Source organism: Aeribacillus sp. FSL K6-1305, from assembly GCF_038050115.1.
Classification (GTDB): domain Bacteria; phylum Bacillota; class Bacilli; order Bacillales; family Aeribacillaceae; genus Aeribacillus; species Aeribacillus composti.
In genome coordinates, this window is sequence record NZ_JBBOQV010000001.1 from 1,760,702 (window position 1) to 1,775,510 (window position 14,809).

A 14,809-nucleotide genomic window follows, 5' to 3' on the forward strand; every position below is an offset into this window, starting at 1 on the left:
ATCTCCTTCTTATTTTGACATTCCTAAGTGTTTTAACACGACTGTAGCTAAACAATCGATGAATTCAGGTTTTGCATTCGGCATTTCTGGACGATAATAAGCTGCTCCAAGCTCGTCTGTTACTGCCTTGCACTCGACATCGTTATCGTATAGAACTTCCAAGTGATCAGCCACAAAACCTACTGGAGCATAAACAAACGTCCGGTATCCTTTTTGTTCAAACAGATCTCTTGTTAAATCTTGAACATCTGGTCCGAGCCACGGCTCCGGAGTATTGCCTTCACTTTGCCAGCCAACAGCAAAATGCTGCACTCCGGCTTCTTTTGCAATTAATTCAGCTGTTTCTTGTAATTGATCTGGGTAAGGATCCCCTAATTGAACAATTTTTTCCGGCAGACTGTGTGCTGAAACAATTAATACAGCTTTTTCCCGTTCTTCTTCAGTCATTTTCGCGTACGTTTCTTTTATTTGTTTAGCCCAATATTCAATAAATTTCGGTTCTTTATACCAGCTTTCGATAGAAGTGATGGAAGGCCCTCCGAGTTTTTTTGCAATTTCCTTTGCCCTGCCGTTGTACGACTTAATGCTGAAGGTCGAATAGTGCGGAGCTAAAACGATGCTGACCGCCTCAGTGATTCCATCTTTATTCATTTGTTCAACTGCATCTTCAATAAACGGCTCAATATGTTTTAATCCTAAATACATATGGAATTCTATTTCATTTTGAATATGATTTAAATGCTTTTCTAATCCTTTCGCTTGTTCTTCTGTTATTTTAGCAAGAGGAGAAATGCCTCCAATCGCCTTATATCGTTCTTTTAAATCTTCCAGACTTTCTGGATCAGGCTTTCTTCCATGGCGAATGTGGGTGTAATAGCGTTCAATATCCTCTTCATTATATGGTGTACCATATGCCATCACTAACAAACCCATTTTTTTCTTCGACATTACGTGCACCTCCAAAATTCAAGTTGATCATTTTTTTCGATCTATTTTTGCGTATAATCATGAATAAATTCCGTTAATTTTTTTAATGTTTCCGGTTTTACTTGTGGAAAGACGCCATGTCCAAGGTTAAAAATAAAACCTGGCTGTTTCATTCCTTCTTCTAAAATAGCCTTTACCCGTTCTTTTACAAAATCCCACGGCGCAAGCAAAACTGCCGGATCAAGATTTCCCTGCAATGTTTTGGAAATCCCCATTTCTCTGGCAGCAGAAATCGACAGACGCCAATCTAAACCGATCACGTCTAAAGGCAAATCATTCCATTCTTTTACTAAATGTCCTGCTCCCACTCCAAACATAATAAGCGGCGCCTCTTTTTCCTTTAATTCCGAAAAAATGCGGTTCATCACCGGCTTAATATAATATCGATAATCAGAAGCATTTAATGCTCCGACCCATGAATCAAAAATTTGCACCGCTTTAACCCCTGCGTCAATTTGCGCTTTCACGTATGTAATGGTCATATCGGCAAGCTTTTCCATTAAAAGAAACCAAGCTTCTGGTTCAGCATACATGAATGCCTTTGTTTTGTTATAATTTTTGGAAGGGCCTCCCTCAATCATGTAGCTGGCAAGAGTAAATGGTGCTCCGGCAAATCCAATCAACGGAACATTCAGCTGCTCATTGACTAAAAGCTTAATCGTATCTAAAACATATGGAACATCTTCCTCAGGATGAATTTCACCAAGTTTTTTTACATCCTCCAGCGACCTGATCGGATTTTCAATAACAGGCCCTGTTCCCGCTTTAATTTCAACTTGAACTCCAAGGGCAGGCAGCGGCGTCATAATATCTTTATATAAAATTGCGGCATCAACCCCGTACTGCTCGACAGGAAGTCTAGTGACATATGCACAAAGCTCTGGTTGATGAGTAATTTCAAATAAGCTGTATTTTTCTTTTAACGCCCGGTATTCAGGCTGGGATCTCCCGGCTTGCCTCATATACCAAACAGGAACATAGTCCGCCGCTTCGCCTCTGCACGCTTTTAAAAAAGTATCATTAAAGCTTTTCTTCCTATCCATGTAAATCCCCCTTTAAAAACGATTCCTTTCTAATACTCTTTTTAAACTATACCTCTTCCCGTGCCCGATTGTATAGGAATATAAGGGAAATGTCATAAAATCGACGAAAGATCTTTCCAGCATTTTGTTATTCCCAGCGCGGGCTGACAAAATCAGTACCTTCCCCTTCCTGATGGGTTTGCGGATTATAAGGGACAACTTGATAAAAATGCTCTGAAAAAATGTTAATATACGGTATTTCATATTCTCCTTTTCCCTTTACAGATCCGACCAATTTCTTGCTTTCTCCGCTTCGTTCATAAATTCGGTATACGACCCGGTCATCATCTTGAGCAGGCCATTTTAATGTCACTTTAAATAATTGAAGTGCGTGAAATTGATATGTGGCGGAAAGCGAAGGGATTCGTGAAAGCCTGATTGGTTTTTCTAAATCTTTCGCTTTTTTCGGAATCGTAAAGGATGTTTTTTCCTCAAATTTCAAACCGCTTAAAATATTTTTAAACATTTTCGTTGGATAATCGCTCCCACCCTTTAAAAAATGTTCTTCATCTGTCCGGTCATATCCGATCCACACTGCCCCCGTCACGTCAGGAGTATATCCGACAAACCATGCATCCATCACGGCGCCCTTTTTTCCAGGAAATGATGTCGTACCCGTTTTTCCAGCTAAAGCTCCTTCATATTGTCCCGCTTTGACAGTTCCTTCTTTAACAACCTGCTCCAGCATCCTCGTCATATTCCACGAGGTTTGCGGAGAAAAAACTTGATATTTTTGTTTTTTTACTTCTGCCACTACATCGCCGTTGGCATTCACAATTTTTTGTATGAAATACGGCTTGCTGTATTGACCATTATTGGCAAAAGTTCTGTATGCATTTGCCAAATCAAACGGCGACACGCCGTACTTTAGTCCTCCTAAAGCAATCGCCAGTCCTTTATCCTCAATATAAATCCCGTTTTTCTCTAAATACTCTTTGCTTTTATCGATTCCAAGCTTATCGAGCACCCATACAGAAGGAGCATTTTTTGAATGAATGAGCGCATCAAACATGGTTACATGTCCATCATAACGTCCATCGTAATTGCTTGGAGAGTATCCTTTATAATCCAATTTCTCATCTTTTAGAAGAGAATAAGGCTGAAAAAGTCCTTCCTCCATTGCCGGAGCATATACAGCTATCGGCTTAAACGTTGACCCCGGCTGGCGCTTCGCTGTCAATCGATTAAATCCTTTGGAAACATAATTTCGCCCGCCGATCGCAGCGAGCACACCGCCTGTTTTATTATCTAATAAAATAAAAGCGCCTTGAGCATCATCTTTCGTACCTTGAAAATAAGCCTTTTCTTTAAAAACTTTGAATGCTTTTTCCTGAACATCGATATTGATCGGAACGGTAATTTTATATCCGCCTTTTAGGAGTTCTTCATTTGAAAGATGATACTTATTTTCCGCTTCCTCAAATACCATGTCAATATAGGCGGACAGCCAAGGCTTATCTTCCGTTTTATGAATATTCAGACCTAATGTTTTCCCCTGGCTTCTGACAGCTTGCTCCGGAGAAATATAGTTTTCGCGCTCCATTAAGGTTAATATCGCATTTCTTCTTTCTAAGCTTTTTTCTGGGTGCAAAATCGGAGAATAGGCTGCTGGAGCCTTCGGCAGGCCGGCTAGCAGCGCCCCTTCTTCAATAGTCAGTTCAGAGGCATCTTTATTGAAAAAAAATTTTGATGCAGACTGGATGCCGTATACGCCATGTCCAAAATAGATTTGATTCAAATACATCTCTAAAATTTTTCTTTTGCTATATTTCTGTTCAAGATAAATGGCAATGATAGCTTCTGTCATTTTTCTCAAAACCGTTTTATCGTTTGTTAAAAAAACATTTTTGGCGAGCTGTTGGGTGATTGTACTGCCGCCCTCTACTTTTTTGAAAGCAGCAATGTCCTTGAACAGCGCCCTTGAAATTGCCCGAAAATCAATGCCGTGATGCTCATAAAACCTTTTATCTTCAACAGCGATGAAAGCATTTTGTACATGCTTCGGAACTTTATCAATATCGATGATCTCTCTGTTTTCTAAATATAATTTCGTAATGGGCCGTCCTTCTTGATCGATCAAAGAGGTCGCAGAATGCAAAACAAGCTTTTTTTCATCCACAACGATAGCGCCTATCCAAATCATGGCAAAGTATGCGATAATACTTAACACAGCAGCAGCTAAAACGATTCCCGAGATCATCTTTATTTTTTTCAACAATGTTTTCACCTCTGTTTAACTCCCATAATTAGTATTGTATAATTTTGGATACAGTATGTAACATGTTTAACTTTTTTCGCAAATTATCAAGTGATTTTCGTGCGAGGTGACTGTTATGAATGTTTATATAGCTTTCGGCACTATTGAATATTTAAGCAAAATCAAAAAAAATAATCTAGCAGAATGCATGTTATTCATGCATGACGGTGAAAGCGCCGTCCTTATGCATGAAACAAAAGGAACAACAATTTTTAAAGAACCCAAAAAATATGAAATTATTGATAAAAGAGGAAGCATCTGCAGCGATGGAGGGTTTGCCGTGTTTACCTATATATCTGTTACAGATGAAGGAAAACCTCTATTTGAACAGCAATTTAAAGAGCTATCTCGATTCATTGAAAGCCATTCGGGCTTTGTTGCCTTAAGAGTTCTCCGCCCTCTTTTCAAAAACACTTATATCATTTTCACTTTATGGGAGACAGAACAAGATTTTAACAAATGGGATCAAAACGAAGCTTTTGCTAACCACTTTAAAAAAGCTTTAGGGATGAGCGATAAACTCATTTTTCCTTCTCCACTCCGAGTAAAGAAATATTATATTGTAAAAGATGAGAAGGAATGATTTAAAATGGAAAGAGAGAAGAATGGATCAAAACATGCAAAAATCGTTGAAACGGCTAAATACATTAAGCCTCATTTAATTTTAAAAAAATAAAGGGGAGAGGCGGAAAATATGACTTTATTATCAGTAGATCAGATTACCGGCGGGTACACAAATAAGCCTGTTTTAAAAAATGTTTCATTCACTGTAAACGAAAATGAAATGGTCGGTTTAATTGGATTAAACGGTGCGGGGAAAAGCACAACGATCAAGCATATCATCGGTTTGATGGAGCCAAGTGACGGGACTATTAAAATTAACGGCAAAACATTTCAGGAAGATCCGGTGCAATATCGAAAGCAATTTAGTTTTGTTCCTGAAACCCCTATTTTATACGAAGAAATGACGTTATTTGAGCATTTGCAATTGATGGCTATGGCGCACGGGATCAGTGAAGAGACATTTAACGAGCGGCTCGATCCTCTTTTAAAAACATTTCGAATGGAAAAGCAGTTGAAATGGTTTCCGGCACATTTTTCTAAAGGGATGAAACAAAAGGTCATGATTATGTGCGCTTTTTTAGTTCAGCCATCCCTTTACATAATTGATGAACCGTTTGTCGGGCTGGATCCGTTAGCCATTCACGCCCTGCTTGATCTCATGAATCAGGCGAAAAAACAAGGTGCTGGCATTTTAATGTCAACCCACATTTTAGCAAATGCAGAACGGTTTTGTGACACTTTTGTGATTTTGCACAACGGAACCGTCCGGGCTCAAGGAACTAAACTTGAGCTGCAGGAGCAATTCAATATGCCTGGTGCAACATTGGACGATCTTTATATTCGGCTGACAAAGGAGCAAGACGATGAGATCAATCAATGATATTTGGCCTGCCCGTTTGGCAGCACATATAAAAGAAACACAAACATACTTGCGTTATATGCTGAACGATCATCTGCTTTTAGTGATTATGTTTTTATTAGGCGGAGGAGCTTATGCGTATCAGCAATGGCTTGATCAACTTCCACCTCATTTTCCATCAGCATTCTTAATGGCACTCTTGTTAGCATTAACGGTAACTTTTTCGCAAGTGCGCACGTTATTAAAAGAACCTGACATCATCTTTTTACTGCCTATGGAAAAAGGATTAAACCATTATTTTCAGCGTGCTTTTATATACAGCTATATCCTTCAGACTGTCCAAATGATCGTATGCCTAATCATTCTTGCACCTTTATATTTTCAAAGCGGTGAAGGTGAAGGCATCAACTATTTATTCCTTATCTTCCAGCTTACGGTTATTAAATATTGGAATTTGTGGATTCAATGGAAAATGACGCATTTTCCGGAGCGGTTATCCCAGATAATGGATAAGTTTGTCCGATATGCTGTCAATTTCACGGTAATTTATTTGGCTGTTAAGGAAAGCATGCTGTCCCTGTTTATTTACGGCATGATGGCATTGGTAACCATTTATTTCTTCAAGATAACGAGGAACAAAACGCTGCAGTGGGAATTTTTAATTTTGCAGGAAAATCGCAAATTGCAATCATTTTATAGATTGGCCAATATGTTTACTGATGTGCCGAAACTGAAGGCTGAAGCAAAAAGACGGAAATGGATGGACTGGATTTTGTCTTTCATCCCTTACAAGCAATCAAATGTATTTTTATATATGTTTTCCAGATCCTTCATTCGTTCAGGAGATTATTTCGGATTGTTTATCCGCTTATTGATGATCGGCGTTATTGTCAGCATCTTTTTGCCTTTGTCACTTGTATCTTGCATCATTTTGCCGGCAGCTGTTCTCTTCCTAACCGGAATTCAATTAACGAGCTTATACAAGCATTATGATGCTCTTTTTATCGCTGACTTATATCCAGTTCCACAAAATGTAAAGAAAAAAAGCTTTTTACGCCTTCTTTTTACCATTCTTTTCATTGAGCTAGCCGTTCTTACCATTGTTTTATTAACGCAAACGAATATTTTATTTGTCGGCGTCCAGCTGGCAGTCAATGCGTTATTTGCATATATTTTTGTTTATATGTACTTTTCGGGAAAGTTTTTGGCACGATAAAGGAATGGATCGGAACGGAAGAACCTTCTTGGACATCTGTTTTTTATCGTTTTTCATGGACGGTTTGAATAAACTTTATGGCATTTAAGGAAGCGTCCTAATTTATTTTCAACAGGAAGCTCTTTTTCATTTGGACCGTGAGGAAAAGCGTTCATTTTCCAAGCAACCTGTTTTGGCAGATGGCTGCGAATGCTAAAAACATTTCACAAAGCCAAATTTCTCTTACGGAGCCGGATTGTTTTTTTAAGAGCGAGCGGTTTTTTTGACTTAACGCTTTTTGCTTATGCCGCCAATTTAAAAAAAATTCATGACAATGCTGAGAGCTTCCCGAGGCGTTAAACGCCTTTTGATATTTATCATCAAAAAACGCTCAATTTTTTTATTTTACACAACATAAAAAATAAATTAGTGGGTATGCTATTGACTGAAGAGGGTGACAACACACTTAAACAGATGTTTGTCATTAAAATTTTTTCATGTCGTGTTCTAACAAAAGTTTAAAGTGTCAAAAAGGAATACCATTCATTATTTGAAAATGGGGTGTTGACGAAAGACACTTTTAAATCGCTTTTTTAACATGTGCATTGAAACCCCTCTTCAAAGGAACGGACTTATGTTCGTTCCTTTTTATGTTTTCTTTCATTTTCAACACGTGGTAAAATAAAGAAAAAAATTGCGGGGAGTGTCATTATGAGCGATTGCATTTTTTGTAAAATTATTAACGGAGAAATTCCTTGTGCAAAAGTATACGAGGATGAACACGTTTTAGCTTTTATGGATATTATGCAGGTAACGAAAGGACATACACTCGTCATCCCAAAAGTACATAAAGAAAACGTTTTCGAGCTCACACCTGACATCTCAAGAAACTTTTTTGAAGCTGTTACGAAGGTCGCAAAGGCGGTAAAAAAACAATTGAATCCAAAAGGATTAAATTTAATCAATAACAATGGCGAAGAAGCCGGTCAAACAGTGTTTCATTACCATATGCACATAATTCCTCGGCACGGAAAAGAAGATGGTTTAGGCATAGTATGGAAATCCCATCAAAATGATTATACTCCAGAAGATCTTGCACAGCTTGCTGAAACAATAAAAGGCGGATTGCAATAAAAAATAAACGGCTAAAGGATCCTAACAACAGGATCCTTACTGTTTTCTAACCGACACAAAATTTTTTATTTCCCCTCTCCTTTTTTCATGATAGGATGTTTTTATAAATGTGTTAAAAGGAGGACGAATCGTGGATCGAGTATACAATTTTAATGCAGGACCAGCAGCTATACCAGTCGAAGTATTACAAAAAGCTCAAGGCGAGCTGTTGAATTTCAATCATACAGGCATGTCCGTCATGGAGCTGAGCCATCGGAGCCAGGCGTATGATGAGGTTCACAACAATGCCAAGAGCTTATTGAAAGAATTGCTTAATATCCCTGATTCGTATGATGTGTTATTTTTACAAGGCGGGGCAAGTCTGCAATTTGCCATGATCCCGATGAATTTTTTGAATAATGAAAATATCGCCTATTATATTTTAAGCGGAGCATGGTCTGAAAAAGCGTTAAGCGAAGCAAAAAAATTTGGTGAAACAAATGTGTTGGCATCAAGCAAAGAGTCAAATTACACACACATCCCAAAACAATTCGAGGCAAATTCGCTCCAAAATGCTGCGTATTTGCATATTACGTCAAACAACACAATTTTTGGGACGCAATGGCATGAGTTCCCAAGCACGAATGCACCGCTGATTGCGGATATGTCCAGCGATATTTTGAGCAGAGAGCTGAATATCGAACAGTTCGATCTCATTTACGCAGGGGCGCAAAAAAATCTAGGACCTTCCGGAGTCACTGTTGTCATCATTAAAAAAGATCTAATTGAAAAAGCAAATAAAAATGTACCAACTATTTTGAGCTATCAAACACATGCAAGCAAAAACTCTTTATATAACACTCCACCGACCTTTGCCATTTACATGCTTTCTCTAGTGTTGGAATGGGTAAAAGAACAAGGCGGAGTAGCTGAAATTGAACGCAGAAACAAACAAAAAGCTCAAATATTATATAACGCTATAGACGAAAGCGATGGCTTTTACAAAGGACATGCAGAAAAAGAAAGCCGCTCATTCATGAACGTAACATTTACGCTGCCGTCTGATGAATTGACAAAAGCGTTTGTTCAAGAGGCAAAAGAAAATCGATTAATAGGTCTATCCGGTCATCGTTCTGTCGGTGGCTGCCGTGCATCCATTTATAATGCGGTAACGATTGAAGCATGTGAAAAGCTCGCCCAGTTTATGAAAGAATTCAGAAAAAAACATTAAAAGCCTATCCTAACTTTAACGATCATACGCTATAATAGTGGAAAGTTTATTAAAGATGAGAACAGAAGAGGAGAGTTTAGAGATGAGAACGAAAGAATTAGTCATTTTATCTTTATTTGTCGCCATCGGCGTTGCTCTTCATGCGATTGTTCCGCCCATATTTAACGGGATGAAGCCGGATATGATGCTGTTGATGATGTTTTTAGGAATTTTCCTGTTTCCTGGGATGACAAACGCCGGTCTGCTGGGCATTGCAACTGGCATATTATCCGGATTGACAACCAGTTTTCCCGGCGGACTCGTTCCGAATATTATTGATAAAATTTTGACGGCATTTTTAATATATTTTCTATTTCTAGCCTTAAAACCACTCAAACAAGCAATAGCAAGGGCGGGAATTTTAACAGTCATAGGAACATTAATTTCCGGCACAGTGTTTCTTTTAGCAGCGCTCTTACTTGTAGGTCTCCCAGGAGGCGCCGGATTTACTGCATTGTTCCTTGCGGTTGTATTGCCGGCAACAGTTATCAATACAATTGCAATGGTGATTATTTATCCCATTGTTGAAAGCATTCTTAAACGTTCTAACGTTCTATCAGAAAATAAATAAAACAGATTGACCCGATCTATGATCGGGTTTTATTATTGTATATAATAAAGAAGAAAAGCTATTAAAAGTGACGTTAATCCGCCAATCGCTAAAACTGACGCCCTCTTTTTCAGAAGATGTTTTGGAGGATATGAACTCGCAGAATTGGCTAACTTCAAATTATAAAAAGCTCCTACAAGAAACAACATGCTAATGATAAAAAATAAAAAAATAACACCCGCCATAATTTCCCTCCCTTACTTTTAGTTTATGCATCTTCAACTAAGGCTATGTTTTTATTGACGGATTTTGAAAACAAGGAACTATAGGAGTGGTAAAAATGTCAAAAGGCAAATCTTTTCTATATGGATTTTTCGTCGGCGGTGTTGTTGCCGGAGCAGCTGCACTGATTACGGCTCAAGCGAGGAACGGCAATGTTTTAAAAAAAACCAGATGCAATTTGCATAAGCTTGAAAACATATTTGGAGACTTGAAATCTGATGGGAAATCGTTAAAAAAGCAAATCGCACAATCAGCGAAAGAAGGCTTGCAAATTGCTAAAGAAGTCGCTGCAGATGTCAATCGGTCCATTCAAGCATGGCAGATGGAAATTGATCCGAATAAAAAAAATTTGGAGCTGCATGTAAAAGAGATTAAAGATAAATTAACAGAGCTAGAAGATCAAATCAAAAAAGAAAGAAACTGACGCTTCAAGTTTGCGGAAGCCTTTTACAATTAAAAATATTAAGCATGTCAAAGAATTGGCAGGGTGTCAATTCTTTTTTGCTATAATTTATAATCATGAAAAATTGTTACAGTATAGAAAATCTTGATCGTTCTCATCATTCTTCGCAAAATTTATTACCGCTTCTATGTGTACTATTTTTAGTGTTTCACTATTTATTTAAAAATTTCGTAAATTACATCTTTATAAATCTTTATTTTATTGGCATAATAGAAGATATTAAAAATGTTAGTATTATACAAAGTAGGTGGAAAAATTGAAGAGATCGCTCGACAGCTATACGATAAAAGATGCACTTCTGTTCAGCCAGCGTGTCGCTCAGCTAAGCAAAGCGCTTTGGAAATCCATTGAAAAGGATTGGCAGCGCTGGATTAAACCATATGATTTAAACATCAATGAACATCATATATTATGGATCGCCTATCATTTAAAAGGAGCCTCGATCTCAGAAATCGCAAAATTTGGGGTCATGCACGTATCGACGGCATTCAACTTTTCGAAAAAATTAGAAGAACGCGGTTATTTAAAATTTTCCAAAAAAGAAAATGATAAAAGAAATACTTACATACAATTAACAGAAAAAGGAGAGGAAGTGCTGCTTAAGCTTCTTGAAGATTATGATCCATCCAAAAACACCGTTCTGAAAGGCGCGCTTCCGCTGCAAAATCTATACGGAAAATTTCCTGAAATGATCGAAATTACAGCAATTATCCGAAACATTTACGGAGACGATTTCATGACAATTTTTGAACGCTCATTCAATAATATCGAAAATGACTTTGTCATTGAAGACGGAAAAATCAAGAAAAAGAAAGATGTGGAGGAACATTCTTATTTAAAAACTACAGTGAATCAATAGTTCGTTTTAAGTCTTTCATTAATTCAGTATACAGCCCTTGTAAATAAAGGGCATCGATCGTTTCATTGACATCCAGCTTTGGCGTCAGCTGTCCGGCAAAAAGCGTAAGGAGATTTTCAAAATATACAAATCCTTGCGCTTTTTGCTCCTTATGCTCCTTTGCTAATTCATCGCATATGCGAAAAACCTCTTCTATTTCCTCCTTCATAAGCCCTTTTTCCATCACGAGCTTGTAGAAAGGATACATTTCAATATTCATCATTTTCATAAACAAAGACATATAATATTCTAGAGTTTCCAGTCTTCTTTCTAAATCTTTCATTCCATCACATCTTTCTTCGGTTCATAATGGGGGCTGAAAACTCCCCAAAAATTTCCCATAACCCTATCTTTTTTGTCATTATTTTGATATTGTAATAGGTATGAATGGAAGGGGGGATTTCAAATGCTATTATATTTTATCATTTTTGCCGTCTTCATTCTATTTTATATAAACAAACTGACAACTGCTCTTTGTTCCATTCGTGAACTCCCTGAAGAAAAACAGTCAAACGTATTCCGCACCATTAATGTCTTAATTACCATTTTACTAATTTCATCATACATAGAAATTTCCTTTACTTAAAAGTTTTTTTACTTCATTAAAAAAGCCGGCAGAAAACCTCTTCTGCCGACTTTTTTGAAACCATTAATAGATCCAAGCAGCACCAACAATAATTAGTAAGATGAACAATACAACGATTAACGCAAAGCCTCCACCATATCCTCCGCTCATCACGACACCCCCTTTTTGTGTCTTTACGTTATCGTATGCACTGTTCTTTTTTTCGCATAGGCATTTGTCCTTCTTACTGGAATTTTCTTAACCCAAATTCGAAACGATTTTTCCATTACTTGGACAAACAGTTGCAAATCATATAGTTTCATGTCAAAATGTGAGTATATTTGTTTTAGATAGACAAAAAAAGGTAGGAGTTGTAAAGTATGAAAAAATTTGCATTAGCGGTTATCGCAACGGCCAGCTTATTCGCTTTGAATGCATGTTCAAACGGTGCAAATGATGCGGTCGTTGAAACAAAAGCCGGAGATATTACGAAGGACGAATTTTATGAAGCATTGAAAAACCGTTTTGGTAAAGATGTTTTACAAGAACTTGTGCATGAAAAAGTATTAAGCGAAAAATTTAAAGTCTCCGACAAAGAAATTGATGAAGAGCTCGAAAAAATGAAACAGCAGTACGGCTCCCAGTACGATTTAATTGCTCAGCAATACGGAGACAAGGTTTTGAGACAAATCGTGAAGGTCGACTTGCTACGCAAGAAGGCAACAGAAGCGAATATTAAAATTACAGATAAAGATTTAAAAGAATATTATGATTCATTGAAAGGAAAAGTACGCGCCAGCCACATTTTAGTGGAAGATGAAAAAACAGCGAAAGAAGTAAAAGAAAAACTTGATAAAGGCGAAAAATTTGAGGATTTGGCAAAAGAATATTCGATCGACGGATCTGCCTCCAACGGCGGAGATCTTGGATGGTTTGGCAAAGGCCAGATGGTGAAAGAATTTGAAAATGTGGCATTTAAATTAAAAGAAGGAGAAATCAGCGATCCTGTTAAAACAGAATACGGTTACCACATTATTAAAATCACTCAGACGGTAAAACCATTCGAAGAAATGAAAGACAGCCTGAAAGAAGATGTCAAAAAACAGAAAATATCTGATCCGTCATTGATGCAGGAAGCTATTGACAAAGCAATTAAAAACGCAGATGTAAAAGTAAACGACAAAGATCTAAAAGATTTGTTTGAAACCCAAAATTAACATATGGCATATAGAAGAAAGGGGGACTAAAAGCAAAGCTTCGTCCCCCCTTTTTAGCATTCAAAACATGTGAGCGTATATAAATGTTTTTTTATCAACCTGCACCAGCTTTGCCGGGTTGACAATGGATCTTTTTATCCGGATTAAAGCAGCTCACGTTTTGTCTGATGTCTTTTGACTGTTTGATGATGTTTTTCCGAAAATCGTCGCGCTCCCGCTGGTCGGATAGAGGAAATTGAAAGCATAGTAGAAAAGCTGACACAATTTAGTTTCTAATTTGCAGATGTCATCTTTTCTTTCGCTCGCTTTTCTTTTTCTTTTTTCATTCTTTCGATATATACATTTCCTTCCCGCTCAATAAAAATTTCTTCTATTTCTTTGTCTTTTTTAGCTGTTTTATATGCCATATATGCACTAAAAATAATTCCAACAATACATAAATATACCCACCACGGCAGAAACGTCATTCCATCTCCTCCTTGCATAGACAAGCTTTTTTTATTTCATTTTATGCAAGGGGCTCTATATTATGATTCTCTATCGATGAAATGACGGTTTATAGAATGAGCGATTGTCCAGAGCGAAAATCCGTTCCGTAAATTCTCCCGGCTTGACTCGTTCAAGCGCCCGGTCCAGCATGTTCATTTTTGCATCGATATTATCAATATGATGGAGAATTTCCGCTTCCTTAACCATCGGCATTTTCGGACTTCCCCATTCCGGTTTCCCGTGATGGCTCAATACCATATGCTGCAAAATGACGACCTCTTCGCCGGAAATCCCAAGTTCCTTCGCTGCTTCCCCAATTTCGTTTACCATGATGGAAATATGCCCAAGCAAATTCCCTTCAACTGTATAAGAAGTGGAAATGGGGCCCGACAGCTCAATTACTTTGCCAAGATCATGAAGTATGACCCCGGCATATAATAAATCCTTGTCTAAACTCGGATAAAAGTCAGCAATCGCTTTGGCAAGATCAAGCATGGAAACAACATGATAGGCAAGGCCTGATACATATTCATGATGGTTTTTCGTCGCCGCCGGATATAAGAGAAAAGCGCTTTGATGCTTGTTCATCAAGAATCTTGTTATCCGTTGAATGTTTGGATTTTTCATTTCAAATATGTACTTCGTAATTTTTTCAACCATTTCTTCTTGAGATAATGGCGCTCTTTCTACAAAATCCTGTACATTTAAATTTTCATGCGGCTCTGCCAATCGGATGTTGCGGATTTTCAGTTGATTTCTTCCCCTGTAATGATGGATATCGCCAAATATTTTAACAATCTGTTGAGGCAGATAATTTTCTTCATCTTCTTTGCTCACATCCCATAGTTTTGCTTCAATTTCCCCGGAACGGTCTTGCAAAATTAACGTTAAAAAAGGTTTTCCATTGCTTGCAATACCTTTTGTTACTGATTTTATCAGCAAAAAAAGATCTACCTGCTCCCCAACATTGTAATGAATAATTCCTTTAGCCATCGTATTCTCCTTCCACTTTCCGCCT

17 protein-coding genes are annotated in these 14,809 nt (G+C 37.7%); 10 read left to right on the forward strand and 7 right to left on the reverse strand.

The genetic code is table 11. The annotated features are described in order from the left end of the window. Positions 1-9 precede the first annotated feature (9 nt). From hemH to NST97_RS08480, 3 genes are all read right to left on the reverse strand, one after another. Positions 10-948, reverse strand: a complete 939-nt coding sequence (hemH, locus tag NST97_RS08470) for a ferrochelatase (RefSeq protein ID WP_341343111.1) — start codon at positions 946-948, stop codon at positions 10-12. A gap of 41 nt (positions 949-989) precedes the next feature. Further along, on the reverse strand, positions 990-2,030 hold the full coding sequence (gene hemE / locus NST97_RS08475) for a uroporphyrinogen decarboxylase (protein ID WP_144597114.1): 1,041 nt from the start codon (positions 2,028-2,030) through the stop codon (positions 990-992). Positions 2,031-2,157: 127 nt separating this feature from the next. Beyond that, positions 2,158-4,269, reverse strand: a complete 2,112-nt coding sequence (locus NST97_RS08480; protein ID WP_341343178.1) for a transglycosylase domain-containing protein — start codon at positions 4,267-4,269, stop codon at positions 2,158-2,160. Between the two features lie 133 nt (positions 4,270-4,402). Here NST97_RS08480 and NST97_RS08485 point away from each other — a divergent pair, with 133 nt between their 5' ends. The 8 genes from NST97_RS08485 (at position 4,403) to NST97_RS08520 (ending at position 11,481) form a co-directional block, all read left to right on the forward strand. Beyond that, positions 4,403-4,909 (forward strand): antibiotic biosynthesis monooxygenase family protein, encoded by a 507-nt coding sequence (locus NST97_RS08485; RefSeq protein WP_066248912.1) that lies wholly within the window; start codon positions 4,403-4,405, stop codon positions 4,907-4,909. 111 nt (positions 4,910-5,020) lie between these two features. Beyond that, entirely contained in the window at positions 5,021-5,770 is a 750-nt protein-coding gene (locus NST97_RS08490) for an ABC transporter ATP-binding protein (protein ID WP_063387318.1), read from the forward strand. Further along, positions 5,754-6,965 carry an ABC transporter permease gene (locus NST97_RS08495; RefSeq protein ID WP_066248913.1) on the forward strand — a complete coding sequence of 404 codons (1,212 nt, stop codon included), beginning with the start codon at positions 5,754-5,756 and terminating at the stop codon, positions 6,963-6,965. Before NST97_RS08490 ends, NST97_RS08495 begins: the two co-directional genes overlap by 17 nt. Before the next feature lie 690 nt (positions 6,966-7,655). Continuing rightward, positions 7,656-8,078 carry an HIT family protein gene (locus NST97_RS08500; protein ID WP_063387316.1) on the forward strand — a complete coding sequence of 141 codons (423 nt, stop codon included), beginning with the start codon at positions 7,656-7,658 and terminating at the stop codon, positions 8,076-8,078. A 130-nt stretch (positions 8,079-8,208) separates the two neighbouring features. Next, entirely contained in the window at positions 8,209-9,288 is a 1,080-nt protein-coding gene (serC, locus tag NST97_RS08505) for a 3-phosphoserine/phosphohydroxythreonine transaminase (protein ID WP_063387315.1), read from the forward strand. Positions 9,289-9,370: 82 nt separating this feature from the next. Continuing rightward, on the forward strand, positions 9,371-9,898 hold the full coding sequence (locus tag NST97_RS08510) for a tryptophan transporter (protein WP_063387314.1): 528 nt from the start codon (positions 9,371-9,373) through the stop codon (positions 9,896-9,898). A 319-nt stretch (positions 9,899-10,217) separates the two neighbouring features. Then, positions 10,218-10,583 carry a hypothetical protein gene (locus tag NST97_RS08515; protein ID WP_063387312.1) on the forward strand — a complete coding sequence of 122 codons (366 nt, stop codon included), beginning with the start codon at positions 10,218-10,220 and terminating at the stop codon, positions 10,581-10,583. A 295-nt stretch (positions 10,584-10,878) separates the two neighbouring features. Further along, positions 10,879-11,481, forward strand: coding sequence for an HTH-type transcriptional regulator Hpr (locus NST97_RS08520; protein ID WP_066248920.1), 603 nt, complete (start codon positions 10,879-10,881; stop codon positions 11,479-11,481). Here NST97_RS08520 and NST97_RS08525 read toward each other — a convergent pair. Continuing rightward, positions 11,465-11,803: a DUF1878 family protein gene (locus tag NST97_RS08525; protein WP_063387310.1), complete on the reverse strand. Its 339-nt coding sequence runs from the start codon at positions 11,801-11,803 to the stop codon at positions 11,465-11,467. The two genes, NST97_RS08520 and NST97_RS08525, sit on opposite strands and share 17 nt — an antisense overlap. A 123-nt stretch (positions 11,804-11,926) precedes the next feature. Between NST97_RS08525 and NST97_RS08530 the strand changes: the two genes are divergently transcribed. Further along, positions 11,927-12,106 (forward strand): hypothetical protein, encoded by a 180-nt coding sequence (locus NST97_RS08530; protein WP_066248923.1) that lies wholly within the window; start codon positions 11,927-11,929, stop codon positions 12,104-12,106. Positions 12,107-12,169: 63 nt separating this feature from the next. On the opposite strand, the gene NST97_RS08535 is transcribed toward NST97_RS08530, so the two are convergent. Next, positions 12,170-12,256 (reverse strand): YjcZ family sporulation protein, encoded by an 87-nt coding sequence (locus NST97_RS08535; RefSeq protein ID WP_063387309.1) that lies wholly within the window; start codon positions 12,254-12,256, stop codon positions 12,170-12,172. Between the two features lie 209 nt (positions 12,257-12,465). Between NST97_RS08535 and NST97_RS08540 the strand changes: the two genes are divergently transcribed. Next, positions 12,466-13,302 (forward strand): peptidylprolyl isomerase, encoded by an 837-nt coding sequence (locus NST97_RS08540; protein ID WP_094244627.1) that lies wholly within the window; start codon positions 12,466-12,468, stop codon positions 13,300-13,302. Between the two features lie 272 nt (positions 13,303-13,574). On the opposite strand, the gene NST97_RS08545 is transcribed toward NST97_RS08540, so the two are convergent. Both NST97_RS08545 and yhaM read right to left on the reverse strand, forming a co-directional pair. After that, positions 13,575-13,769 carry a sporulation YhaL family protein gene (locus tag NST97_RS08545; protein ID WP_063387307.1) on the reverse strand — a complete coding sequence of 65 codons (195 nt, stop codon included), beginning with the start codon at positions 13,767-13,769 and terminating at the stop codon, positions 13,575-13,577. 70 nt (positions 13,770-13,839) lie between these two features. Next, positions 13,840-14,784, reverse strand: coding sequence for a 3'-5' exoribonuclease YhaM (gene yhaM / locus NST97_RS08550; protein ID WP_066248928.1), 945 nt, complete (start codon positions 14,782-14,784; stop codon positions 13,840-13,842). Positions 14,785-14,809 lie beyond the last annotated feature (25 nt).

What these genes read in the sequence shown, in the direction of transcription:
- hemH (WP_341343111.1), bottom strand. Translation starts at nt 948, where the DNA reads ATGTCGAAGAAAAAAATGGGTTTGTTAGTGATGGCATATGGTACACCA.
- hemE (WP_144597114.1), bottom strand. Translation starts at nt 2,030, where the DNA reads ATGGATAGGAAGAAAAGCTTTAATGATACTTTTTTAAAAGCGTGCAGA.
- NST97_RS08480 (WP_341343178.1), bottom strand. Translation starts at nt 4,269, where the DNA reads ATGATCTCGGGAATCGTTTTAGCTGCTGCTGTGTTAAGTATTATCGCA.
- NST97_RS08485 (WP_066248912.1), top strand. Translation starts at nt 4,403, where the DNA reads ATGAATGTTTATATAGCTTTCGGCACTATTGAATATTTAAGCAAAATC.
- NST97_RS08490 (WP_063387318.1), top strand. Translation starts at nt 5,021, where the DNA reads ATGACTTTATTATCAGTAGATCAGATTACCGGCGGGTACACAAATAAG.
- NST97_RS08495 (WP_066248913.1), top strand. Translation starts at nt 5,754, where the DNA reads ATGAGATCAATCAATGATATTTGGCCTGCCCGTTTGGCAGCACATATA.
- NST97_RS08500 (WP_063387316.1), top strand. Translation starts at nt 7,656, where the DNA reads ATGAGCGATTGCATTTTTTGTAAAATTATTAACGGAGAAATTCCTTGT.
- NST97_RS08510 (WP_063387314.1), top strand. Translation starts at nt 9,371, where the DNA reads ATGAGAACGAAAGAATTAGTCATTTTATCTTTATTTGTCGCCATCGGC.
- NST97_RS08515 (WP_063387312.1), top strand. Translation starts at nt 10,218, where the DNA reads ATGTCAAAAGGCAAATCTTTTCTATATGGATTTTTCGTCGGCGGTGTT.
- NST97_RS08525 (WP_063387310.1), bottom strand. Translation starts at nt 11,803, where the DNA reads ATGAAAGATTTAGAAAGAAGACTGGAAACTCTAGAATATTATATGTCT.
- NST97_RS08530 (WP_066248923.1), top strand. Translation starts at nt 11,927, where the DNA reads ATGCTATTATATTTTATCATTTTTGCCGTCTTCATTCTATTTTATATA.
- NST97_RS08535 (WP_063387309.1), bottom strand. Translation starts at nt 12,256, where the DNA reads ATGAGCGGAGGATATGGTGGAGGCTTTGCGTTAATCGTTGTATTGTTC.
- NST97_RS08540 (WP_094244627.1), top strand. Translation starts at nt 12,466, where the DNA reads ATGAAAAAATTTGCATTAGCGGTTATCGCAACGGCCAGCTTATTCGCT.
- NST97_RS08545 (WP_063387307.1), bottom strand. Translation starts at nt 13,769, where the DNA reads ATGACGTTTCTGCCGTGGTGGGTATATTTATGTATTGTTGGAATTATT.
- yhaM (WP_066248928.1), bottom strand. Translation starts at nt 14,784, where the DNA reads ATGGCTAAAGGAATTATTCATTACAATGTTGGGGAGCAGGTAGATCTT.